This is a genomic window from Vibrio sp. TH_r3 (assembly GCF_033101115.1).
In the GTDB taxonomy this organism is placed as follows: Bacteria; Pseudomonadota; Gammaproteobacteria; order Enterobacterales; family Vibrionaceae; genus Vibrio.
Window position 1 is genome coordinate 126,306 of the sequence record NZ_JAWMPW010000007.1, and the last position, 25,386, is coordinate 151,691.

At 39.4% G+C, this 25,386-nt stretch carries 22 protein-coding genes and 1 pseudogene; 7 read left to right on the top strand and 16 right to left on the bottom strand.

Translation table 11 applies throughout. From position 1 onward, the window contains the following. The first annotated feature begins 4 nt into the window (after positions 1–4). Together R3X26_RS08900 and R3X26_RS08905 are read left to right on the top strand one after the other, a co-directional pair. Positions 5–595, top strand: coding sequence for a phosphoheptose isomerase (locus tag R3X26_RS08900; RefSeq protein WP_317716951.1), 591 nt, complete (start codon positions 5–7; stop codon positions 593–595). 10 nt (positions 596–605) lie between these two features. Continuing rightward, positions 606–1,181: pseudogene (locus tag R3X26_RS08905) on the top strand (BON domain-containing protein); the annotation flags it as partial. Between the two features lie 250 nt (positions 1,182–1,431). Here the strand turns inward: R3X26_RS08905 and sspB are convergent. The 8 genes from sspB to zapE form a co-directional block, all read right to left on the bottom strand. Next, positions 1,432–1,923 carry a ClpXP protease specificity-enhancing factor gene (sspB, locus tag R3X26_RS08910; protein WP_317716952.1) on the bottom strand — a complete coding sequence of 164 codons (492 nt, stop codon included), beginning with the start codon at positions 1,921–1,923 and terminating at the stop codon, positions 1,432–1,434. Positions 1,924–1,938: 15 nt separating this feature from the next. After that, positions 1,939–2,574, bottom strand: coding sequence for a stringent starvation protein SspA (sspA, locus tag R3X26_RS08915; RefSeq protein ID WP_317716953.1), 636 nt, complete (start codon positions 2,572–2,574; stop codon positions 1,939–1,941). Between the two features lie 86 nt (positions 2,575–2,660). Next, on the bottom strand, positions 2,661–3,404 hold the full coding sequence (locus R3X26_RS08920) for a cytochrome c1 (RefSeq protein ID WP_317716954.1): 744 nt from the start codon (positions 3,402–3,404) through the stop codon (positions 2,661–2,663). Continuing rightward, a complete protein-coding gene (locus R3X26_RS08925) occupies positions 3,401–4,666 on the bottom strand; it encodes a cytochrome bc complex cytochrome b subunit (RefSeq protein ID WP_317716955.1) in 1,266 nt (421 codons plus the stop codon). The genes R3X26_RS08920 and R3X26_RS08925 overlap by 4 nt, the downstream gene beginning before the upstream one ends. Beyond that, positions 4,666–5,259 carry a ubiquinol-cytochrome c reductase iron-sulfur subunit gene (gene petA, locus R3X26_RS08930; RefSeq protein ID WP_317716994.1) on the bottom strand — a complete coding sequence of 198 codons (594 nt, stop codon included), beginning with the start codon at positions 5,257–5,259 and terminating at the stop codon, positions 4,666–4,668. The genes R3X26_RS08925 and petA overlap by 1 nt, the downstream gene beginning before the upstream one ends. A 411-nt stretch (positions 5,260–5,670) precedes the next feature. After that, positions 5,671–6,063, bottom strand: a complete 393-nt coding sequence (rpsI, locus tag R3X26_RS08935; RefSeq protein ID WP_317716956.1) for a 30S ribosomal protein S9 — start codon at positions 6,061–6,063, stop codon at positions 5,671–5,673. A 15-nt stretch (positions 6,064–6,078) separates the two neighbouring features. Beyond that, positions 6,079–6,507 (bottom strand): 50S ribosomal protein L13, encoded by a 429-nt coding sequence (gene rplM, locus R3X26_RS08940; protein ID WP_171752644.1) that lies wholly within the window; start codon positions 6,505–6,507, stop codon positions 6,079–6,081. Positions 6,508–6,739: 232 nt separating this feature from the next. Beyond that, positions 6,740–7,843, bottom strand: a complete 1,104-nt coding sequence (gene zapE / locus R3X26_RS08945; protein WP_317716957.1) for a cell division protein ZapE — start codon at positions 7,841–7,843, stop codon at positions 6,740–6,742. A gap of 158 nt (positions 7,844–8,001) precedes the next feature. Here zapE and zapG point away from each other — a divergent pair, with 158 nt between their 5' ends. The 3 genes from zapG (at position 8,002) to degS (ending at position 11,110) form a co-directional block, all read left to right on the top strand. Further along, positions 8,002–8,433, top strand: coding sequence for a Z-ring associated protein ZapG (gene zapG / locus R3X26_RS08950; RefSeq protein WP_317716958.1), 432 nt, complete (start codon positions 8,002–8,004; stop codon positions 8,431–8,433). Between the two features lie 97 nt (positions 8,434–8,530). Next, positions 8,531–9,898 (top strand): DegQ family serine endoprotease, encoded by a 1,368-nt coding sequence (locus R3X26_RS08955; protein WP_317716995.1) that lies wholly within the window; start codon positions 8,531–8,533, stop codon positions 9,896–9,898. A 144-nt stretch (positions 9,899–10,042) separates the two neighbouring features. Then, complete coding sequence (gene degS / locus R3X26_RS08960) at positions 10,043–11,110, top strand: outer membrane-stress sensor serine endopeptidase DegS (protein WP_317716959.1); 1,068 nt, start codon at positions 10,043–10,045, stop codon at positions 11,108–11,110. 84 nt (positions 11,111–11,194) lie between these two features. Here the strand turns inward: degS and parC are convergent, their stop codons facing one another. From parC to nudF, 6 genes are all read right to left on the bottom strand, one after another. Beyond that, positions 11,195–13,474 carry a DNA topoisomerase IV subunit A gene (parC, locus tag R3X26_RS08965; RefSeq protein WP_317716960.1) on the bottom strand — a complete coding sequence of 760 codons (2,280 nt, stop codon included), beginning with the start codon at positions 13,472–13,474 and terminating at the stop codon, positions 11,195–11,197. A 3-nt stretch (positions 13,475–13,477) separates the two neighbouring features. After that, positions 13,478–15,358 (bottom strand): DNA topoisomerase IV subunit B, encoded by a 1,881-nt coding sequence (gene parE / locus R3X26_RS08970; protein WP_317716961.1) that lies wholly within the window; start codon positions 15,356–15,358, stop codon positions 13,478–13,480. Positions 15,359–15,619: 261 nt separating this feature from the next. After that, the gene (yqiA, locus tag R3X26_RS08975; protein ID WP_317716962.1) at positions 15,620–16,219 is read right to left on the bottom strand and encodes an esterase YqiA; all 600 of its coding nucleotides are present in this window, start codon (positions 16,217–16,219) and stop codon (positions 15,620–15,622) included. Beyond that, complete coding sequence (gene cpdA / locus R3X26_RS08980; RefSeq protein ID WP_317716963.1) at positions 16,219–17,037, bottom strand: 3',5'-cyclic-AMP phosphodiesterase; 819 nt, start codon at positions 17,035–17,037, stop codon at positions 16,219–16,221. Before cpdA ends, yqiA begins: the two co-directional genes overlap by 1 nt. 131 nt (positions 17,038–17,168) lie before the next feature. Beyond that, on the bottom strand, positions 17,169–17,606 hold the full coding sequence (locus tag R3X26_RS08985; protein WP_317716964.1) for a DUF1249 family protein: 438 nt from the start codon (positions 17,604–17,606) through the stop codon (positions 17,169–17,171). Beyond that, entirely contained in the window at positions 17,597–18,205 is a 609-nt protein-coding gene (gene nudF, locus R3X26_RS08990) for an ADP-ribose diphosphatase (protein WP_317716965.1), read from the bottom strand. Before nudF ends, R3X26_RS08985 begins: the two co-directional genes overlap by 10 nt. A gap of 235 nt (positions 18,206–18,440) precedes the next feature. Here nudF and tolC point away from each other — a divergent pair, with 235 nt between their 5' ends. Continuing rightward, positions 18,441–19,763, top strand: coding sequence for an outer membrane channel protein TolC (tolC, locus tag R3X26_RS08995; RefSeq protein ID WP_317716966.1), 1,323 nt, complete (start codon positions 18,441–18,443; stop codon positions 19,761–19,763). A gap of 71 nt (positions 19,764–19,834) precedes the next feature. Here tolC and glnE read toward each other — a convergent pair whose 3' ends face one another. Together glnE and R3X26_RS09005 are read right to left on the bottom strand one after the other, a co-directional pair. Continuing rightward, positions 19,835–22,681, bottom strand: coding sequence for a bifunctional [glutamate--ammonia ligase]-adenylyl-L-tyrosine phosphorylase/[glutamate--ammonia-ligase] adenylyltransferase (glnE, locus tag R3X26_RS09000; RefSeq protein WP_317716967.1), 2,847 nt, complete (start codon positions 22,679–22,681; stop codon positions 19,835–19,837). Positions 22,682–22,887: 206 nt separating this feature from the next. Then, the gene (locus R3X26_RS09005; RefSeq protein ID WP_317716968.1) at positions 22,888–24,483 is read right to left on the bottom strand and encodes a methyl-accepting chemotaxis protein; all 1,596 of its coding nucleotides are present in this window, start codon (positions 24,481–24,483) and stop codon (positions 22,888–22,890) included. A gap of 119 nt (positions 24,484–24,602) precedes the next feature. On the opposite strand from R3X26_RS09005, the gene R3X26_RS09010 reads away from it, so the two are divergent. Beyond that, complete coding sequence (locus R3X26_RS09010; RefSeq protein WP_317716969.1) at positions 24,603–25,355, top strand: potassium channel family protein; 753 nt, start codon at positions 24,603–24,605, stop codon at positions 25,353–25,355. Positions 25,356–25,386 lie beyond the last annotated feature (31 nt).

The following is a 25,386-nucleotide window of genomic DNA, read 5'->3' on the forward strand; positions in this document are numbered from 1 at the left end:
CATCATGCATGAAAGTATTAAAGCAAGCTTTACCGAAAGTATTCAAATTCAAATAGCCGCTGCCGAGGCATTACCCGATGGGATAACTCATGCGGCTCAAGCCATGGTATCCACTTTACTCAACGGTAATAAGATATTGTGTTGTGGTAATGGAGGCTCAGCGGCTAACGCACAACAATTTGTATCCTGTCTTCTTAATCACTTTGAGACAGAACGCCCAAGCTTACCCGCGATGGCTTTAACGGCTGATAATACGACACTGACCGCAGTCGCCAATGACTACGATTATAGACAAATATTTGCTAAGCAAGTCAAAGCGTTTGGACAAGCTGGCGATATATTATTAGCAATTTCAACCAGTGGTAATAGTCAAAACATAGTTAAGGCAATGGAAGCAGCGGTAACAAGAGATATGACTATTATCGCATTAACCGGAAAAGATGGTGGCGAAATGGCGGGTTTACTAGGAGAACACGATGTCGAAATTCGCATTCCATCTCATCGTACCGCTCGTATTCATGAAGTGCATATGGTGACGTTACATTGCCTATGCGACCTAATTGATCAAGTTCTGTTTCCTGCTCATGAGGAGTAGTTGTCTAAAAATGAAAAAATTACGAATTTTAGTTGTTTGTCTGCTCGTTAGCACGCTGTCTGGGTGTGCTGGCCTTTTTATTGCTGGTGCAGCTACTGCTGTTTACGTCGTTACCGACCCCAGAAGTAGCTCTGAACTTGCCAACGACCAAAATATATCTTTGCAAGTGGGCGCATTAGGTAACAAATCACCTTACCAATTTAATATTAGGGTAACAGCAAATACCTTTAGAGGTAATGTACTGCTTATGGGACAAGCGGTGTCTCAAAGCTATTTAGATCAAGTCGAGGCTGATGTTCGCAAAATTGCCGGAGTTAAAGTCGTTTATAACCAAATGAAAGTGAGACCTCTACTTTCTATTGGGGCAATAAGCAAAGATACCTGGATAACAACTAAGGTAAAATCAGCCTTACTTGCTGATAGTGAATTAAGAGAAACTAAAATTACTGTTTATACGGAAGATACAGAGGTATTCCTTGTCGGTGCTTTATCACCTTATCACGCTGATAAAGCGGTAGACGTCACGCGTAATATCTCTGGCGTAACCCGCGTGATTAGAGCTTTCTATTACGGTGATGCACCTGAAGCGCAAAAAGTACAACAGCAACAACAAGGTGAGATACTGTCGAGTAACACGCCTTCTGAAAGTGAAACCTCTCTGCCAACATCAACCAGTATTCAGATTGACAACACCGACGATAATGATGTGATTGAGGAAGACATACCTTACATTGTCCCTATTGAAGAATAAGATTTAATGCGTTGAATAAATCCAAATTTTCCAGATAAAAAAGCCGCTTTAACTGCGGCTTTTTTGTTAATTATGAAAAGTTATATTACTTAACAACTTTCAGGCTTGGACGACCCTTTGGAGGCGTTGGAGGCTCATCATCCGGTTCTATATCACCATCATAACTTTCGGCTAAACCTATTATCGGAGTGGCCTCGAGATCAGGTGCTTCATCTTCTATTTCTATACTGTGCTCAAACTCACTATCGTAACCTTCTTCAGGTTCAAACATTGTACCAGCACCGTTCTCTCTAGCATAAATAGCTTGTACAGCATAAATAGGGACGATAACTGAATGCGGCTTACCACTAAAACGGGCACTAAATGTCACCGCTTCGTTACCCAGTTCTAGATTACCTACCGCTCTTGGTGCAACATTGAGAATAATTTGTCCATCTTGAACAAATTGCTCAGGTACTCGTACACCAGGTAAATCGGCTTCAACAACCAAATGAGGGGTAAGTTCATTGTCCACTAGCCATTCATAAAATGCTCTTAGCACATAAGGGCGACGTGGAGTCATTTTGCTACTATCCATATCAACTAGCCCAACTTAACGTACTAAACGCATCTCACGTTCAGCTTCTGTTAAAGAAGCTAAAAATGAATCGCGTTCAAAGACACGGCTCATATAAATTTTAAGCTCTTTAGAGCCTGGACCAGTAAGTTCGATACCATAAGTAGGTAAACGCCATAAAAGAGGGGCTAAGTAGCAATCAATTAAGCTGAACTCTTCACTCATAAAATATTCATATTCAGCGAATACAGGTCCTAATGTAAGAAGATCATTACGCAACTTCTGACGAGCAGCTTCAGCTTGCTCAGGGTTACCTTCAATAATTTTCTTAGCTAATGAGTACCAATTACGCTCGATACGATAAATCATCAAACGAGTATTACCACGAGCTACAGGGTATACCGGCATTAATGGTGGATGAGGGAATCTCTCATCTAAGTATTCCATAATGATCTTCGAGTCATAAAGAGCAAGCTCGCGATCAATCAAAGTGGGTACTGATTTATACGGGTTTAGTTCGATTAGTTCATTAGGCAAATTGGCATCATCGACCAACTCAACTTCAACACTTACCCCTTTTTCAGCTAAAACGATACGAACCTGATGACTATATAAATCAGATGCGCTTGAAAAAAGAGTCATAACAGAACGTTTATTGGCAGCTACAGCCATCGAGCCCTCCAGTGCACTTACAAACAGAAAAAAAATGGAGGCTAACCGCCTCCATTACATAAAATTAGCATGGCATTATAGCATATTTAGTGCACGTCGCGCCAATACTCTTTCTTCAAGAAAATAACCACGATAGTAAATATTACTAAGAACCCCATTACCCACCAACCTAATGCTTGACGCTCTAGTTTAACAGGGTCACCTGAATAGGCTAAGAAGTTAACGATATCACGCACAGCATTATCATATTCAGATGTGCTTAGCTCTCCGCTACCATCCGTTGATGTACCAACTACCACTTTCACTTTACTTTCAACTCCATCAACCACGTGAGTTTCAAAGATTGGAGTAGGAATACCTTGCAGTTCTTCTAAAACGTGTGGCATACCAACACTTGGAAAAACAATATTGTTTACGCCAAATGGTCTCGATGGGTCCGCGTAAAATGAACGCAAGTAAGTATATAACCAATCAGTACCACGTACGCGAGCAACTAATGTTAAGTCAGGTGGTGGAGCACCAAACCATTTAGCGGCTGAATCATCAGGAATAGCATTTTCCATTAATTCGCCAACCTTAGTATCAGGATCAAAGATTAAATGTTCTTTCATCAAATCTAATGGAATATCTAAGTCATTAGCAACACGTTGATAGCGCTGATACTGCGTAGAATGACACGCAAAGCAGTAATTCATGAATAACTTAGCACCATTTTGCAATGAAGCCTTATCGCTGATGTCGTTATTTGCTTGATCTAAATGAACACTACTACCACTTGCAAAAGCTAAAGATGGTAACAATGCAAAAAGTACTACAATCCACTTCTTCATTTGAATGTCACCCTTTCTGGTAATGGTTTAGTCGCTTCATTTTTACTGTACACAAACAGTAAAACAAAAAACATGAAATATCCGAGAGAGAAAATACGTGCCAATAGTGTATATAAATCGGTTACAGGCAAGGCTCCCAGAATACCAAGGGCAATAAAGCTTATCGTAAACTGAACAATATTAAGCAAATGTAACTTACTACGATAGCGATATGAACGAACTTTGCAGCGATCTAACCACGGTAGAAGGAATAGCACAACTATGGCACCACCCATTGCTACTACACCTAATAGCTTATCTGGTACAGCACGAAGAATTGCGTAGAATGGTGTGAAATACCATACAGGGGCAATATGCTCCGGTGTTTTAAGAGGGTTAGCCGCTTCGAAGTTTGGTGGCTCAAGGAAATAACCACCCATCTCAGGGTTAAAAAACAGCACGTAACAGAAAAAGAATAAGAAACCAGCAATACCAATGAAATCTTTTACCGTACCGTATGGATGGAAAGGTATTGAATCAATGATGTCATATTTTTTGGTGTAATATTCATGGAACTTAAACGAACTTTCATAGCCTTCGCCCATGCTACCTTTAGGTAATTTAGTATCAATACCATCTGGGTTATTAGAGCCGACTTCATGTAAAGCGAGCAAATGCAAAACAACTAATAGAAGTAGCACTATTGGTAATGCAATAACATGCAGCGCGAAGAAACGATTCAGTGTAGCACCAGAGATAACATAGTCACCACGAATCCAAAGTGTTAAATCATCACCGATAACTGGAATAGCACCAAACAAGGAGATAATAACCTGCGCTCCCCAGTAAGACATTTGCCCCCAAGGAAGTAGATACCCCATGAACGCTTCAGCCATTAATACAAGGAAAATCAACATGCCGAAAACCCACACTAGTTCGCGTGGTTTTTGATACGAGCCGTAGATAAAACCACGGAACATGTGCATATAAATAACAATAAAGAAAGCAGATGCACCGGTAGAGTGCATGTAGCGCAGTAGCCAACCATAATCAACATCACGCATGATGTATTCTACAGAGGCGAACGCGCCATCTCCAGAAGGCTCATAACTCATTGTTAACCAGATACCTGTTACTAATTGATTCACTAACACCAACATGGCTAACGAACCAAACAAGTACCAAAAATTAAAGTTTTTAGGCATCGGATATTCTGATAAATGCTTTTTATAAGCATTTATAGAAGGCAGACGCTTTTCAAACCATTCAGCTAAAGCTTGCATCAGGCTTCTCCTTCTTCATCGATACCAATAATAACTTTGCTATCGCTCAAATACATGTGTTTTGGTATCACCAAGTTATATGGAGCAGGTACACCCTGGAATACGCGCCCAGCCATATCGAATTTAGAGCCATGACACGGACAGAAGAAGCCTGAACTTACTCCCTTAACTTGCTCACTAAAACTGTCAGGTAAATAGGTAGGTGAACAACCGAGGTGAGTACATATTCCAACCGCAATGAAATACTCTGGCTTGATAGAGCGATACTCATTTTGAGCATAAGCGGGCTGTTGCTCTTCAGTTGACGAAGGATCCACTAGTTGATTGTCTGCATCTTTCAGTGCATTAACAATAGATTCAGCACGTCGAACAACCCAAACAGGTTTACCACGCCATTCGACACGGACCATTTGACCTTCTTCGAGTTTACTAATATCGACTTCAACGGGGGCTCCCGCTGCTCTGGCTTTTTCACTTGGGTTCCAAGATTTAATAAAAGGAACAGCTACGGCTGCAGCTCCAAAACCACCAACAACGGCTGTTGTTGCGGTCAAGAAGCGCCTACGTCCGCTGTTTAAAGGCGCATTGCTCATATCCAGCATATCTCCCATTTGCCCTTCTTTATCTTTATGCTTTTAGAAGAGCACGGCTAACAGAAATTAAAATTATTGTATTTATAACAGTACATGATAAGTAAATTCGTACCTTTTGTTAACTTTTATAACAAAAATTCGCTCATTACTTCACAAAAAAGTGAATAGATTCAAGATCTAGTTACCCATCACTATGTTCTTAGGTAAATTCAGCGCATCAACAATATTTTCTATTGCCAATAAATAGCCAACAATTAAAGGTATGACACTAAAGAATATCAACCTTAGATAGCACTGCCAAACCTATATTTTGTTACAGGCATATATTTTAAGTACAAAAAAGCTCGGTATAAACCGAGCTTTTTATTCCACAATCTAGCATAAGCCAGAACGCAATATTCTGACAGAATATTAACGTTTTGAAAATTGTGGGCGACGACGTGCTTTACGTAGACCGACTTTCTTACGCTCGACTTTACGAGCATCACGAGTTACATAACCCGCAGCACGTAGAGCTGGACGTAGTGTTTCGTCATACTCCATAAGAGCACGAGTGATACCGTGACGGATCGCACCAGCTTGACCAGAAATACCACCACCTTTAACAGTAATGTATAGATCCAGTTTTTCTAACATTTCAACTAACTCTAGTGGTTGACGAACAACCATACGAGAAGTTTCACGACCAAAGTAAACTTCAAGGCTACGCTTGTTGATTACGATGTTACCACTGCCTGGTTTAATGAAAACACGAGCAGCTGAGCTTTTGCGACGACCAGTGCCGTAGTATTGATTCTCTGCCATTGTCATAATCCCCGATTAGATGTCTAATACTGTTGGTTGTTGAGCGATATGGTTATGCTCAGCACCAGCGTAAACTTTAAGCTTACGGTACATAGCACGGCCAAGAGGACCACGTGGCAACATACCTTTAACAGCAAGTTCAAGAACCATCTCTGGTTTCTTATCAATCAGTTTTTCAAAAGTGATTGATTTTAGACCACCAGGGAACTCAGAGTGACGGTAATACACTTTACCTTTAGCTTTGTTACCTGTTACAGCAACTTTCTCAGCGTTGATAACGATAATATAATCGCCAGTATCTACGTGAGGTGTGTATTCAGCTTTATGCTTGCCACGAAGGCGAGATGCAATTTCACTTGCAAGACGGCCAAGAGTTTTACCTTCAGCGTCTACAACATACCAGTCACGTTTTACAGTAGCTGGTTTAGCAACGAAAGTTTTCATGCTAATAATAACCCATTAATTTAGTTTTACACACAAGGAGTAGTTATACTCCCACTGTCTAAGAGCCCATATCATCACCCCTTCGAGTGTTGGCACTCTCGGCCATATTTTGGAATAAATAGACCTGCAGTAACGGTGGGTCGCAGGATTATAGAGAAGTGCGAAGAAAAAATCATCTATTATTTGAAAAATCCGGCAAGTTTTTTTCTATTATTTCACTTGAATAAAGCTACTACGCTAAATGCTCTCTCGCTAAGTATTCATGACTTTGCATTTCAATTAAACGAGACAAACAACGTTTAAACTCAAATTCTAATCGACCGGAGACATAAAGTGACGCCATTTTCACTTCGGCTGAAATAATTAGCTTTACGTGTCGCTCATAAAATTCGTCTACCAATGCAATAAAACGTCTAGCCGCATCATCATTCTGAGCATCCATTTGAATCACTCCTGACAACAACACTGTATGATATAACCGAGATATCTCTATGTAATCATTTTGGCTTCGACTTGTCTGACATAATTGTGCAAAACTGGCAAAAAGAACACCATCACAGGCTTTTCTTACTGCCACACTTCTATGGTTAATTTCAATTGATGGCTGCGTATTTTTCCCATCTGAAGTTAACTGTCCATAATAAGTATTTAAATTATATTCAGCCTTATCATCAAGTGGTGAATGGTAAATTTCAGCCTGCTGTAATGTCCTTAATCGGTAATCAATACCGCTGTCTACATTAATAATCTGACAGTGAGTTTCAATCAAATCGATAGCCGGTAAAAAACGCGCACGCTGTAAGCCATTTTTGTATAAATCTTTAGGTGGTATATTTGATGTTGCAACTAACACAATATCTTTTTCAAAAAGGGCTTTAAATAACGTACCTAAAATCATTGCATCAGTGATATCTGAAACAAAAAACTCATCAAAGCAAATAATGTCGGTTTCTGTTTTAAAAATATCAGCGACTTTTTCTAAGGGATCACTAGTATCAACTAATGCTTTTAATTCATCATGCACCCGCAACATAAATCGATGAAAATGCACTCTCATAACTCGTTCACTATTAACGGATTCACAAAAGGTATCCATTAAATAGGTTTTACCTCTACCTACTCCACCCCATAGATAAAGCCCTTTAGGTAATTTAGGTTGCTCTACCTTTTTTCTTAATAGCCGCTGAAAATGGCTAATTTTAGGCAAGGGTGTATTCAAATAGAGAGTGTAGTTTTGATATAGTTGTTCAAGATGACGTACCGCGACCTGTTGTGCTTCATCAACTTGAAAGCCAAATTCTTGAATATCGTTTCGATATTTTTCTAATGGTGTCATTAATTCCCTTCACTACTCAAGCTCATTTGCGGTAACAAAATACCATTATGCTACGTATCTGCTTTATCCTACTGCGTACTCATAGTAACATGGAGAAAAGATATGTGTAATTTGTATGTAAACAACATGTTAACTTAGACCATTTTAAAGGAGCTGTTATGCCTTGGATATATGCAGTTGTAGGCCTTTTAGTAGGCGCTATTTTAGGTATTGTTATATCGCGTATAAAAACCCCTCAATACAAAAAGCATCAACAAATAAAATCAGAACTCGCGTCGACTAAATTTGAGTTAGAACAGCAACGACAAGAATTAACCGATCATTTCTCAACCACCGCCGAATTACTTGATGTACTCGGTAAAGATTACACCAAGCTATATCAACATATTGCCAATACCTCATCTGAACTTTTAGCTAACTTACCCGTTCAAGACCAACCTTTCGATAAAAAACTCGCTAAAGTTGAAGAAAATACAACAGATGCAACAGATGAATCTCAGCCTAAAGATTATGCAAAAGGGGCAACCGGATTATTAACACCAGAGAAAAAAGAAATTATTGAAGCGCCTGAAGTTGTCAAGGCACCGTAATTCAGGTTGAAAAATTTAATAAATATTTTTTAGGTTATTTTGAACTAGAGTCAGGTTTTTGAGTCATACACTTCATAACAAGAAAGAGGAGTAAATGATGAAGAAACACATACTTTCGTTAAGTGTATTGGCTCTAAGTTTAGGTACAATTGTCGCACCAACACCTGTAACCGCAGCACTTCCCCTGACTGTCGGTAACGAACAATTGCCAAGTCTTGCTCCAATGTTAGAGCAAGTCACCCCCGCTGTAGTCAGTATAGCAGTAGAAGGAAAACAAGTTTCACGGCAGCAAATCCCTGAATCGTTTCGATTTTTCTTTGGTCCCGATTTCCCATCAGAACAACTGCAAGAGAGGCCTTTTAGAGGCTTAGGTTCTGGCGTCATTATTGATTCGAAAAAAGGCCATATCGTTACCAATTATCACGTCATAAAAGGCGCAGATAAAATTCGAGTCAAACTCCATGATGGTAGAGAATACGACGCTGAACTTATCGGCGGCGACGAAATGTCTGATATTGCTTTACTAAAATTAGAATCAAGCAAAAACCTGACACAGATTAAAGTCGCAGACTCAGATAAATTGCGAGTTGGTGATTTCAGTGTAGCAATAGGAAACCCATTTGGTTTAGGACAAACTGTCACTTCTGGTATTGTCTCGGCACTTGGTAGAAGCGGTTTAAATATCGAAAATTTTGAAAACTTCATCCAAACGGATGCTGCGATTAATAGCGGTAACTCTGGTGGCGCTCTAGTCAATTTAAGAGGGGAACTCATTGGTATCAACACCGCCATACTTGGGCCAAGTGGTGGCAACATTGGTATCGGTTTTGCTATTCCATCAAATATGGTCGCCAATTTGACTGAGCAGATTTTAGAATTTGGTGAGGTGAAACGTGGCATGTTAGGAGTTCAAGGTGGTGAAGTAACATCAGAGTTAGCAGAGGCCCTTGGCTATGAACATAGTAAAGGTGCATTTGTTAGCCAAGTGGTTCAAGACAGCGCTGCTGATAAAGCAGGGATTGAAGCTGGCGATATTATTGTCAAAATAAATAACAAAGAAATACGAACATTTAGCGAACTGAGAGCCAAAGTGGCAACACTAGGGGCTGGTAAAGAGATCACGCTAGGAATTGTTCGGGATGGCAAAGAAAAAACATTTGATGTAACGCTTGGAGAAGCCTCTGATAGTAAAACTAAAGCTGATTCTTTACATGAAGGCCTTAAAGGTGCAGAACTAGCCAATACGAATTCTAACGATTCAGTAGAAGGTGTAAAAGTCACAGCGATTGAAAAAGGCTCTAAAGCGGATGCATTCCAGCTAAAAGAGGGAGATATCATTGTTGGAGTAAATCGCCAACGAGTACACAACCTTGGCGAGTTTAGAAGCATTTTGGAAGATAATCCAAGTGTTCTCGCTCTTAATATTCAACGTGGAGATCGTACTCTGTATCTTGTTGTACGATAATTAAACCTCTTTACATCACTCAATTAGAGAAGATTACATTGTAATCTTCTCTATCTTTTATAAACGCCTCTCTGTATCCTTAGCTTTTTAATCGTTGATTTTAATAATTTGTTTCACGTTTTGCTCTACAGCACTAGGGGATACATGGCGAATTTTTTCTTACGTTCTATCGGGTTAGGCTTAATAGCTGCGCTAATCATATTGCTCGCAGTCCCTTCTTTACGTTCTAATATTATTCCAGAAGATATCGTAGATAAAGTAACTGATATGCAAGATATCCGCGTATCTTTTAGTGATGCTGTTCAAAGAGCCGCTCCCGCTGTAGTGAATATATATAGCCGAAAATACACAGCGGAAGATCGCACAACACTAAAAACTCAAGGGTTAGGCTCAGGTGTCATCGTTAGTGATAAGGGCTATATCATTACCAATTTTCACGTAATAGCGAAAGCGGATCAAATCATTGTAGCTTTGCAAGATGGACGTATTGCAGATGCGCAACTTGTTGGTAAAGATCAACGCACAGATCTCGCTATTTTACGCATAGAAATGTCTGATTTGCCCACTATTCCGCTTAATCCAGATTATCAAGCTCAAGTAGGTGATATCGTTCTGGCTATTGGTAACCCTTATAATCTAGGCCAAACGACAACATTCGGTATTATTTCAGCAACAGGACGTTCTTCGATTAGTGCTGATCGAAGGCAAGCTTTTATTCAAACAGATGCCGCTATCAACAGAGGCAACTCTGGAGGCGCTCTAGTCAATACACATGGTGAGCTTGTCGGTATTAATACCGCGTCATTTCAACAAGCGACCGACCTTGAAACCTATGGAATATCTTTTGCTATACCTTACACTTTAGCAAATAAAATAATGCAGAAAATCATTGCCGATGGACGCGTTATTCGCGGCTATATTGGCGTTGACGGGCAAGATGTAAATACGATGACATCTCGACTGCTCGGTGGTGATTATGTTGGTGCTATTATTGTATTAGGTATTGATCCTGGAGGCCCTGCAGCATTAGCTGGATTGCAGAAAAATGATGTTTTACTAAGTATCGATGATAGAAAAATAATTGGTCGTCAAAGTGTGATGGATATTGTTGCCGACTTAAGGCCAGGTAGTACAGTTGATGTAATTTTACTTCGAGATGGGGAGACCATGTCTCTACCGGTCGTTGTTGGTGAAGTGGTCGATGAAGAGTAATCAGTCAACCAAAAATTAAGCTCTATATACAAAAAAGCAAAGGGCACTTGACCCTTTGCTATAATATTTTCGGTTAGTTAACGATTACTCGGAAGCATCAGATAATTCTGAATTCGAGCCCACATCTATTTCAATGTTAGTTACTCGTTGCAAACCACGCGGTAAAACACTCCCTCTGCGTCCTCTTTCTCCTTTAAAGTTCTCCAAGTCAGCTGCTTTCAATCCCATTTTACGCTTACCGGCATAAAGAGTAACTGAAGCACCTTCAGGAAGTGATATTAAATGAGACACAATCTCTTCTCTCGCTTTAGCTTTGGCTGCAGGAATATTAATAATTTTATTTCCCTTACCTTTACCTAATTGCGGAAGATCTTTAATTGGGAAGATCAACATTCGGCCTTGATTAGTGATAACTAAAATTTCATCTAAATCGATATTTTCTACCGGTTTTGGCGTTAACACTTCTGAGTTAGCCGGTAAATTAACTAAAGCCTTACCACTACGGTTCTTAGATAAGAGATCCGAGCCCTTACAAACAAAGCCATAACCTGCATCTGAACCCACTAACCACAACTGATCATTTTCGCCCATTACAACTTGACGAATAGACGTGCCTTCAGCAATATTCAGACGGCCAGTAATGGGCTCTCCTTGGCTTCTAGCAGAAGGTAACGAATGGGATTCTAACGAATAACTTCGGCCGTCAGTCCCAAGGAACACAGCTTGTTGGTTACTCTTACCACAAGCATGAGCAAGGTAGCTATCACCCGATTTATAATTCAAGCTGCTTGCATCAACATCATGGCCTTTTGCGTGCCTAATCCAACCTTTATCAGATAAAACGACAGTAATAGGTTCACTCGGAATCAAGTCGCGCTCGGTCAAGGCTTTCGCTTCGCCACGCTCAATGAGTGGTGAACGTCTATCATCCCCGTATTTATCAGCATCAGCTTGAATTTCTTTTTTCAACAGCGTATTCATTCTACGCTCAGAGCCGAGCAACAACTGCAATTTATCACGTTCTTTTTCTAATTCAGACTGCTCGCCTCTAATCTTTAACTCTTCAAGTTTAGCAAGGTTACGCAATCTCGTATCTAAAATAGCATCAGCTTGAATATCTGAAAGAGCAAAGCGTTCCATCAATACCGCTTTAGGATGATCCTCGGTACGAATGATCTCAATAACTTCATCCAAATTAAGATAGGCGATCAATAAACCTTCTAAAATATGCAGACGAGCAAGAATTTTATCCAACCGATACTGCAAACGACGTCGTACCGTAGTACGACGAAACTCAATCCATTCGGATAAAATTTGCAGTAAACTTTTAACTTGAGGACGATTATCTAAACCGATCATATTCAAGTTAACACGGAAATTTTTCTCTAAATCGGTTGAAGCAAACAAATGGTTCATTAATTGGTCACAATCCACACGATTTGAACGCGGAACAATAACAATTCGAGTTGGGTTCTCATGATCTGACTCATCTCTCAAGTCATCGACCATTGGTAATTTTTTCGCTCGCATTTGAGCCGCTATCTGTTCGAGTAATTTCGCGCCAGAGACTTGGTGAGGAAGCGAGGTAATAACAATATCTGAACTTTCTTTATGCCAAACGGCTCGCATTTTAATACTGCCACGACCCGTTTTATAAATTTTCTCGATATCGCTAGCTGGCGATATTATCTCAGCTTCTGTTGGATAGTCGGGGCCTTTAATATGCTCCATAATAGCGGGTAAATCCGCTTTAGGGTTATCCAATATATGGATAGCAGCATTCGCGACTTCACGAACATTATGCGGTGGAATATCGGTTGCCATTCCAACTGCAATACCAGTAATACCATTGAGTAGAATATGAGGTAATCGTGCTGGTAACATTAACGGTTCTTTCATTGTACCGTCAAAGTTTGGTTGCCAGTCGACTGTTCCTTGACCAAGTTCACCTAATAGTATTTCAGCAAACTTGGATAATTTCGATTCAGTATAACGCATCGCGGCGAACGATTTAGGATCATCGGGAGCTCCCCAGTTACCTTGTCCATCAACTAAAGGATATCGATAGGTAAAAGGCTGCGCCATAATGACCATGGCTTCATAACAAGCTGAATCACCATGTGGATGATACTTACCTAATACGTCACCAACGGTTCGTGCAGATTTTTTGTATTTTGCAGAAGCAGATAGTCCCAATTCGGACATCGCATAAATAATACGTCTTTGAACCGGTTTTAAACCATCACCAATATAAGGTAACGCACGGTCCATAATAACGTACATAGAATAATTCAGATACGCGTCTTCGGTAAACTTGCGCATTGGCATTTGTTCAATGCCTTCATAAGTTATTTCAGTCGACATTCATTAAACCTCAGCTAAATCGCCATTACTTTGCAACCAAGTACGGCGGTCATCCGCTCTCTTTTTACCTAGTAACATATCTAACATTTGATTGGTAAGTTCATCATCATCGATTGTCAACTGCACTAAGCGACGAGTATTTGGATCCATGGTTGTTTCACGAAGTTGTAAGGGATTCATTTCACCTAATCCTTTAAATCGCTGCACATTGATTTTGGCTTTTTTCTTGCTCAATCGCTCTAATATCGCCTCTTTTTCATCTTCATCCAGCGCATAAAAAACTTCTTTACCACAATCGATTCTAAACAGTGGCGGCATCGCAACATACACATGCCCATTGGCAACAAGCGATCTAAAGTGACGAGTAAATAAAGCACAAAGTAGCGTTGCAATATGCAAACCATCTGAATCCGCATCGGCCAAGATACACACTTTACCATAGCGAAGTGTATCAAGATTATCGGAATCAGGGTCAATACCTAACGCCACTGAAATATCATGTACTTCTTGAGACGCTAAAACTTGATCCGCAGACACTTCCCACGTATTCAGTATTTTGCCTCGCAGCGGCATTATCGCTTGAAATTCACGATCTCGTGCTTGTTTGGCCGAGCCTCCAGCGGAATCCCCTTCCACAAAAAATATTTCTGTTCGACTTAAGTCTTGGACCGAACAATCGGTTAATTTTCCGGGTAAAGCGGGACCTGATGCCACTTTTTTACGGACTACTTTCTTGCTAGCTCGCATACGTCTATGTGCATTCGAAATACACATTTCTGCCATCAGCTCCGCGACTTGAGGACGCTCGTTTAACCAGAGACTAAATGCATCTTTCACAACACCAGAAACAAAAGCAGCGCATTGTCTTGAAGATAAACGCTCTTTGGTTTGACCCGCAAATTGAGGATCTTGCATTTTGATAGAAAGTACGTAAGAACAACGATCAAAAATATCATCACCGGTCAATTTCACACCACGAGGGAGTAGATTTCGAAACTCACAAAACTCTCGCATCGCGTCCAACAACCCTTGGCGCAAACCGTTAACATGCGTACCACCGAGGGCTGTCGGGATCAAATTCACATAACTTTCGGTTATCTGTTCGCCACCTTCTGGTTGCCAAATAATTGCCCAGCTAGCACCTTCAATTTCTGAGGAAAACTCTCCCGTAAATGGCTCTTCAGGTAATAGGGTATAACCTTTCACCCCTTCAGAAAGATAATCTTTAAGACCATCTTCATAATACCATTTGTGTACATCACCATTTACTTTGTCAGTAAAAACAATTTCTAATCCAGGACAAAGTACCGCTTTAGCTCTTAAATTATTAATCAGTTTACTGACAGAAAAATTGCTCGAATCAAAATATTTTGGCTCAGGCCAAAAATGAACACTGGTTCCGCTATTGCGTTTACCACAGGTACCGGTAACCGTTAAGTCGGAGACTTTATCTCCGTGTTCAAATGCAATGTCGTAAACTTGACCATCACGTCTAACGGTAACTTCAACTCTTTTAGAGAGAGCATTGACTACCGAAATACCAACACCATGCAAACCACCTGAGAATTGGTAGCTTTTATTAGAAAATTTACCTCCAGCATGCAATTTACATAGGATAAGTTCCACCCCAGATACTTTTTCTTCTGGGTGAATATCAACTGGCATACCACGCCCATCATCAATCACTTCTAAGGATTGATCAGCATGAAGAATCACTTGCACTTTAGATGCATGACCAGCCAGTGCTTCATCCACACTGTTATCGATAACTTCTTGCCCTAAGTGATTAGGGCGAACGGTATCCGTATACATCCCAGGTCTACGACGTACCGGCTCTAGGCCATTAAGAACCTCAATGGCTCCAGCATTATATTGTTCAGTCATAATACGGAAATAGTCTTATAAGTTTAGGAGTACTTTGCTATAAAAAATCTGGTTTTACATTTATTTGGCTACAAACCGATGAAATGGGTATTTTGCTATAAAACCGATTGTTTCATACAGAGTAAATTCAATAGAACATAGTCTGGAACAAGGGCCCAGATGTCAAGCCCATTACTCATAGGATGCAAAAATTATGATGCTTGCCCCACCAAAAACTGGGCTTTTACCTATGAAATGATGATGTTTGATCGATAAAAATGATCAAAGTTTTAAAAATTCTACTATTTGTTGTGGATAACGTTCAAAGCCAATAAAGCTATGATTACCACCGTCTTCAACTGTTAATTTGGCCTTACAAGATAAGTTTGCTTCAGAAAACTTATTCACTGCTTGATGATAATCTAATACTTCATCGCCTTTTTGTTGTAATAACCAAAATTTAGATGGTTGCTGTACGGTATCCACTTCCAACGATTTAAGTTGCTCTACATGCTCTTGTTGCAGAACATATATCTCATTAGTATAAGGATTAGTCTGCTCACCTAGATAGTCTTGCAGAAGCTCATATGGCTTAATTGCTGGATTAATTAATACCGCCGAGAACCCATACAAACTATTTAACCAAATTGACATATACCCGCCTAACGAACTACCAACCAAACCAATTTGATAGGTCGATTTATAGTGTTCTACAAGTTCAATCAGATAGGTTTTGGCCTGTTCAGGTAACGAGGGTAGTTGCGGTGTCAGCACTTTAATTTCTGGTCGATATTTCTCGCAGTATACTCTCATCTGATTGGCTTTTAACGACTGTGGTGAACTATTAAAACCATGGAGGTAGAGCAGTAAAGAAGGCTTCATTAATACCCTCCAGCAGTAAAATCTGGAGTAAATTTTCCATTTGCTAAACGTTGTACTTTCGTTTCAATTTTACCATCAGGAAAAAGTTGTAATACTCGCCACCCAGGTGAAACCGTATCTAAAGCAAAGTCTTTAGAATTGGGTTTAAACTGAACACAAGTGGATGGGGTAGTCATTACTCTTGTATTACCAACCAGTTGATTAAAATCTTGATGTACATGGCCACCCAAAATTGCTTTTACATTATTATGTTTCGCCACTATATTCCATAACATATCTGCATTGTGCAAAGTATGTTGATCTAACCATTCACTCCCGACTAAAACAGGATGATGGTGAATCAACACTAATGTATGCAGACTTTCATTTTGTGCTAATTGACTATCAAGAAACGTAAGTTGACTCTCTGAAAGACGCCCATGAGGTACACCGCTAACTTGGCTATCCAATAAGATAACTTGCCAATGTTCCCCTGCTAATAGATGGGTATTGTCGTAAACATTTTCCGATGGAATGATGCTGTCCATACTGAGTCTAAAATCATGATTGCCAGGCAACCAAAAGCAGGGCTTACCCAATTGGGTTATCCCTTGTTCAAACCTTTGGTATGAACGAATAGAATGATCTTGGGATATATCTCCAGTAGCAAATACTGCATCAAACTCGATATCTTGAGCCTTGATTTCTTCGATGACAGCATGAAAACTATCCAGAGTATTAACCCCTAACAAACACCCATCTGCTTCTGAAAACAAATGGGGATCAGTAATCTGTAAAACGCTTATGCTGTCGTTTTTTACGGCTGCTGATATCTTCAAAATATTAAACCTAATTTCTCTTACCTAATTTAAACCGTATTCTCGTGCATCACTTTACTTAGAGTTGTAAATTATAGTTTTAATTTATTATAGTTTTAGCTGTTATATTCAAACATGAATTAGAAGCGAACTCAAAAAAGAGGAGCTCGACTGATACCATGTTTTAAACAGAAAGAAAGCCAATCACTTAAGAATTGATTTAATTGAAACTTTTCGTCTTTCTGCATCATTTTAGCGTTAGGGTAATCATAACGGGGTTGCACTCTAGAAATCTGTTCACTTGCACACACTTCCGCAACCCTAGCATCGTGATACAACCTCACTTTCATTTTTGGCAAAGGAAATATGGGCTCAATATCACACTGACTAACCTCAATCACTGTTGTATATTTAGTTATTTCACTGACTTCCAACTGATAGGCAATCTTCGCAACTTGATATGAACGAATATCACCCACCGCAGGTTGAGCAGGTAATAAAGCATTCAACTTGGCATAGTTCGTTTCATAAATCCGCATTAATCCCGCAAGATCAACATGGTATTGTTTGCCTGAGACAGTTACAGCCATTCTTGTCTTAACCTTTGATAATTAAGCTCTAACCATTGCAGCGCAATAATAGAGGCACCATTTTCTATTTGCCCTTCCGTGATCATTGAATAGGCTTTGCTGCGGCTAACCACATGCGCTTTTATATCTTCATTTTCATACTCTAGGCCGTAAATTCCCCCTGCGCCTACAGTACTCACCTGCCCTACAAACACATCTAATTTTTCCGAGCAACCACCAGCAGAAGGATAATAACTCACTACAGATTCAACCTTTTTAACCTCTAGTCCTGCCTCTTCCATTGCCTCACGTCTAACTAGCTCTTCAACATCTTCATCTGCATCCATAATTCCAGCAACAATTTCAAATTGCCAAGGATTAGTATGTTCTAGAGCTCCAACACGTATTTGTTCAATCAAAACTACTTCGTCTCGAACAGCATCATACGGTAACATTGCAGCAGCATGACTACGGTCAAATAATTCACGTTCAACTGGTTGACTCCAACCACCTTCGAACAATTTGTACTGAAATGTGTACTTAATCATTCGAAAAAAACCTTTAAACAAAGTTTCTTTCGAGATGATCTTTAAATCTTCTGATTTAAATTGCTGTTTCATAGCGTGTATCTCTTATCAGGGCATTCAGCCGAGTATTTTAATCATAGAGCAACTTTTACACCAATGATATGTCTCAAAATTTTTAATAAAGTTTAAATTTTATTTTAATTTATCTTTATTTTATTGCACGTACGTATAATAAAGTGTAAAAAAGAACAAAGATTACCACCAAATAGTCTCAACTTAGGTTAAACTCTTGAAGAATCGATCCTTAATCAAGGCAGGAATACATAAAATGAATAAGCTGCTTCCTCTATTTATTAGCGTCGCACTAGGTACAACGTCTACATTAGCTTTTGCTGATGATCTTGCTGAAATCTATAATTTAGCAAAAGAAAACGATCCAACGTTACTTCGTTCAGCTGCCCAACGTGATGCAGCTTTTGAAGCAATTAATTCTAGCCGCGCCACACTTTTACCGCAAATTGATCTAACGGCTAGCTACGATATTAATCGTAGCGATTATACCAGTTCACAATATAACGTCTTCTCTGCTGCAATAGGCTTCTCTCAAGAACTATATCAACGCTCAAGTTGGATAAATTTGGATACAGCAGAAAAACTTGCTAGACAATCTGATGCAGCTTACGCAGCTCAACAACAAGATTTGATTCTTAGAGTTTCAACCGCTTACTTTGAAGTATTACGAGCACAAGATAGTTTAGAATTCGTTAGAGCAGAAAAAGCGGCAGTAGCCAGACAATTAGAGCAAACAAAACAACGTTTTGAAGTTGGTTTATCGGCTATTACCGATGTACATGATGCTCAAGCTGAATATGATAGTGTATTAGCCAATGAAGTGGTTAGTGAAAATGACCTAATAAACAGCTATGAATCACTCCGTGAGATCACAGGACGTGAGCATACTAATTTAAATGTTTTGGATACAGAGACATTCTCTGCAACCAAAAACCTAGAGTCTCCAGAAGAACTACTGGAAATGGCGCAAACTAAAAACTTGACTCTATTAACAGCAAGAATATCTCAAGATATTGCTCGTGATAACATCTCGTTAGCAAGTTCTGGTCATTTACCGTCACTCACATTAGATGGTGGATATTCGTTAACTGATCGCCATAACAGTGAATCATCAAGTAGTGATTACAATTCCGATACTTTTAATATTGGCTTAAATTTATCGGTTCCACTTTATACAGGTGGAGACATTACCTCTCAGGTAAAACAAGCAGAATATAATTATGTTGCTGCCAGTGAAGATTTAGAAGCAACTTATCGTAGCATCGTCACGACCGTTCGTAGTTCAAACAATAATATTAATGCCACTATTGGTACTATTCGTGCTTACGAGCAATCTGTTATTTCAGCTCAATCGGCTTTAGAAGCGACCGAAGCTGGATTTGATGTGGGAACCCGAACCATTGTTGACGTATTAGATTCAACTCGTCGTTTATACGATGCAAACCGAAATTTATCTGATGCGCGATACAACTACATCATCAGCGTGTTGAATTTACGTGATGCAACTGGTTCACTTAGTGAGCAAGAGATCATCAATATAAACGCAGCATTAAAAGTTGCAGATCCAGCTAAAAAGTAAAAACCTCATCAATTATTGATGGATGGTAATAAAGAAATAAAGGTTGGCATTCGCCAACCTTTATTTCTTATTTAACTTAACCATTTATCCCACTGCACTTGAACACAAGCACGTTCTTCAGTAAATCGTATTTCATCAACATCGGCATCTTGATTCAGTAAATTTCTATGATGGATTTCATCTCTCAATGTTGTATAAGCATGATTCAGCCCTATCGCTTCATCTTTACTGATCAAACCTTCGCTTGCTAATGATTCAAAAATTCGAACATTGTCCGACCAACGAGTCAGTGCTGGATATTTATAACTAAAGTTTAACACCAAGTATTGCGCAAGAAATTCAATATCGGTAATCCCGCCTTTATCCTGCTTTAGCATAAAGCGTCCCGGTTTTTTATTGCCTAAGTGATTACGCATTTTACTTCTCATCTCAACCACTTCTTTTTTTAACGTTGCTTCTGTTCTTCCCTTGCTTATCACTCTATGACGAATATCATTAAAAGCATGTTCTAATTCGGTGTCACCGTAAATTAATCTTGTCCGCACTAATGCTTGATGCTCCCATGTCCATGCATCATTTTGCTGATATTCATCAAAAGCCGTTGTTGGGCTAACCAGTAAACCAGAAACTCCAGAGGGTCTTAATCGAGTATCAATTTCATACAAAATGCCCGACGGGGTTCGAATAGAAAAGATATGCACTATTCTTTGTGCTAAGCGTAAGTAAAACTGCCTTGCATCAATTTCTTTTTTACCATCGGTGTACACATCAGCCGGACAATCATGTAAAAAAACAATATCCAAATCTGAATTATATCCAAGCTCCCAACCTCCTACTTTTCCATAGCCCACAACAGCAAAACCTTTGCCTTCTCGATTGCGCAAATGTGTCGGTTCGCCATACTTTTCTGATAATTGCAGCCACGCCTGATTGATCACCGCTTCGACGATAGCTTCTGCTAGAAAAGTCAGGTGATCACTCACCTTCATGACCGGGAGTACGCCAGCAATATCTGCCGCTGCAATTTTTAAACTGCATATTTGTTTAAACTGACGTAACGCCTCCATCTGTTGTTCCATGTCATCTTCAGGAATACGAGCCAAGTAATCACGCAATTCAGCGCGATAAGATTCAGGAGGCACAGGATTATATAGATGAGTAGGGTCTAGCAGCTCATCAAGCAGTATTGGATATCGACTAAGCTGCTCTGATATCATTGGGCTAGCAGTACAAAGCCGTACTAACTGGGTTAATGCCGCATTGTGCTCATCAAATAACTCTAAGTAAGTGGTTCTAGTTACAATATTTTTTAATAAATGGAGCACTCGAGGTAAGCCAAACTCCGCATCTTTATGTTCAAATATCGCCTGAAATACTTTGGGCATGAGTCTATTTAAAACTTCCCGTCCTCTGGGCCCTAGTGTTTTTTTAACAAGGTCATTTTTAAAACCAATAATGATCTTTGCTTCATAACTCGGCTGTTTTCTCGCTAAATCGTGCGTTAAAACATGCTCAATGACTTCTGTTTCATGAGCCATATCCCATAACTCACAGAAATATTTAGCGACCGCGCAAGATTCTTCTTCCTCTTCTCCAATTAATTGCTCAAAGATTACATGTACAGATTGCATATATTGTTGGGTCTGCTGCAACATTCCATCCCAAGATTCAAACCCCATGGCGAACGCAAGTTTAAGTTGATCCACTTCATTTTCAGGCAAGGTTTGAGTCTGCTTATCAGCCATTGCTTGCAACAAATTCTCTTGTTTTCTTAAAAAACAATACGCATCCTCAAGCTGCTCTACGTCTGCTTTGTCTAACAATTCTAGCTCTTTAACGGCAGTAAGCGTTTCTAATAATCCTCTGCCACGTAAACTTGGTTCTCGACCACCTCGAACCAGTTGAAATACTTGAGCAATAAACTCGATTTCACGAATCCCTCCCGCTCCAAGTTTAATATTATTACTCAAACCTCGACGTCGAACTTCGCTCGATATCATCGATTTCATTCTTCTGAGTGATTGAATTGCACTAAAATCAATATAACGCCTAAAGACAAATGGACGTAACATTTGTCTTAATTCTTGGTATTGAGGATACATTTCACTGCCCATGACTCGGGCTTTCACCATTGCGTATCGCTCCCAGTCTCTACCTTGCTCTTGGTAGTAGTCTTCAATGGCAGCATAACTCATTACTAAAGGGCCACTTTCACCAAAAGGGCGCAAACGCATATCAACCCGATAACAAAATCCATCTAACGTTTGCTGATCTAACGATTTTATAATTCGTTGTCCTAAGCGAGTAAAAAATTGCGCATTAGCAAGACTTCTTCTTCCTCCTTGAGTTTCGCCATTTTCAGGATAAGTAAAGATAAGGTCTATATCAGAAGAAAAATTCAGTTCACCGCCACCAAGCTTACCCATGCCTATAATAAGCATAGGTTGCGTTTCACCAGCTTGATTGCAAGGCGTGCCCCATTCCTTACAACATAAATCATATTGCCAACGGTAGGTTTCGAAAATCATTGCTTCCGCAAGCATAGAAATGTGATTTAAACTTTCATCAAGTTGCCAACTATTAGAAAAATCTCGCCAAGCGATATAAACCATTTCTCGACGCCTAAATTGACGCAAAACTCTAAGGCCACTGGTTTCATCAGGACAATGCTCAAGTAATGCAGCTAACCGTTCTCTATACAATTCAGCTCGTGATTCTTCCGTTAGCATCTGAGGTAACAGTTGAATGAGTTCAACATCTTGGCCAAGAGATTCGCAGACAAACTGACTTAGAATCACCACTCTTTTCAAGTTCTCTCTCATAGATTCAGACCAAGATTGAATGACACATTGTCCTTCTTCACTAATCTGTGCATACGATGTTTTATATTCTGAAAGTAAATGATCGGGCAATTGCATCTGATTTCCTTGTAATGACGAATAAGCAACGAACTATGTAACTAAGCTGGACGCTGGATAAAAAAGTACGGCAGAAAGACTTAGATTATTCAAGCCTATGGTTCACTATAATACTTTAACAATAAAAAAGACCCGCTAAAACTGAGCGAGCCTTTTAAAGTGAGGATAAGTGATCTCACTGACAACTATTGTTCACGACCTGAATGCTAAATTTTAAACGATTGAATTTTTTCACCTAATTCATCTGCATTCTGCTGCATTTCTTCCGACATTTCTAATAGCTCAGAAACAACAAGTACTGACGCTTCAACCAATTCTCTAACATTAGTGAGATTCTGACTCATTTCGTCCGCAACACTGCTTTGCTGTTCAGCAGCACTGGCTATTTGAAAGTTCATATCATTGATATTAGTTACTTGATCGACAATACCACTAAGTTCATCGCCAGCGCTACTGACCAAGTCAGCACCATCCGCCGCCTCTACGACACTTTTTTCCATCATGCTCACAGCTGAATTGGCACTACTTTGCAATTGCGTAATCATATCTTGAATTTCAACCGTTGCTTTTTGAGTGCTTTGTGCCAAGTTTCGAACTTCATCTGCCACTACAGCAAACCCTCTGCCTGCCTCACCGGCTCTTGCTGCTTCTATTGCAGCATTCAAAGCCAACAAATTGGTTTGCTCTGATATATTTTGAATAGTACCTACAACACTGCTTATTGAATCAACTCGAACTTCAACTTGATTCACTGCTTCAGCAGACTTACTTATGTCCGCCGATAATTCTTTCATTTTGTGAATGCTATCCAAAACAAACTGTTGGCCAGTTTGGGCTTGCCCTTGCGCTTGTTCTGTGACTAACGACGCACTCTTAGCATGATCCGCTACGGTTTGAACTGTACTGGTCATTTCACTCATGGCAGTAGCAAGCTGAGCTATTTCGTTAAACTCTTCTTTTGCTGACTCTTTTGTTTCAGCCATACTAATAGACATCACTTCAGTCAATCCTGAGAGCTCTTGCGAACTGTGAACTTGAGTTTTAATCACATCCTGTAACTGGGTTCTGGTTGTTTCTAACTCTCTAGCCAAATCACCGTATTCATCTTTACAATCCATAACAATAGGCGTTGAAAGATTTTTATTAGCCATATCTTTAATTGATTCGGTAATATAATTGGTTTGACGTAACATGATTTTAGCTGCACCGAGTAAAATAATCAGAAAAATAACGATCATGATCGTCGTTTGAAACGCGACACTTTTTATATACGCATCGTAGTGCTTTTGCGCTACATCAGAATTTTGAGACACAACGAGTACAGAATTTGAATTTTGTAACTTAATTGCATGTTCAAAACGCTCTCCACCTTCCAATACAAGACTTCCAGCTGTTGATAGTTGAGAAAAAAACTGCTTTAACGTCTGTCCATCATTAAGCGATAAGGTCATTAAACTGGTAGACGAAAAATCTGGGTGACCAATCACTTCTCCGTTATCTAAATCAACAAAATACGTATAATATTGATTATCCGTGTTTTTATTGCTGCTTTTAATGATCGCTTCAACTGTTTGATTATCAGAGCTAGATAAAATCGCATCGACAAAATTTGCCGTCGACTCAGCTCTAATGGCTATTTGCTCGACCTGAATAGAAATGGCGGAATGATAAAACGTACGAGCATCCCATAGTTGTTTAGATATAATCAAGATAGTACTAAAAATCATCAGTATAAATAACTTAGGTACTAACCTAATATCGGTGATTACTCGTTCCCACGGCCTAAACGTGATACTTGCCATTCTATATTCTCCACGTATTCTTATTAAGACTCGATCCACTAACCTAACTTTAGTGTCGCTTCATTAACATTAGTCGATAACGAAAAACCCACGTAATTTATATTTAATTTGAGCATCGAATGAAAAAACATAATAGCAAAAATGAAATAAAACCTATGGGATTAATGTCTTTAGTTCTGTCTTTTTTATCGTTATTTGTGATCTCTGGTTTGCTATTTTTCAATCACAACCCAGAAACCTATTCATTACTTATCGGCATTGATACGGTTATCTGTAGTCTTTTTTTGTTACAGCTCAGTATTGATCTCTTTCGTGCGAAGAATCGTCGACAATTTATCAAACAGCATTGGATGGATTTCGTGGCGAGCATCCCTTTGGTCGAACCTCTTAGATATGGTCGTATCTTTCAAATTCTGCGGGTTATTCGAGTTATTCGTTCAGGGAAAAATATTTTTTCACAAATAAATCAAAACCGAAAAGAAGCCACAGTGGCTTCTATTCTTTTATTACTAATGTTGCTATTAACTTTAGGCTCTGGCGCTATACTACTTGCAGAACAAGGAAAAATAGGAACCAATATAAACACAATGGGGGATGCACTTTGGTGGGCTATTGTCACTGTTTCAACGGTTGGTTATGGTGATCATTATCCAATCACCGATTTAGGCCGAATCATTGCTTCTGTTATTTTAATTTGTGGTGTGGGTATATTCGGTATGATTTCAGGTTTAATTACCTCATTAATAACCACACCAAACCACACAACACCGCATACTCAGATAGAAAAAAACAACCAATTGCTGCTACAGCTCATTGAGCAACAGAAAATTCTGACTGAAAAAATTAAAAAATTAGAAGAACTAGAAAAATAGAAAGCAAAAAAGTGTGACCTAAAGTCACACC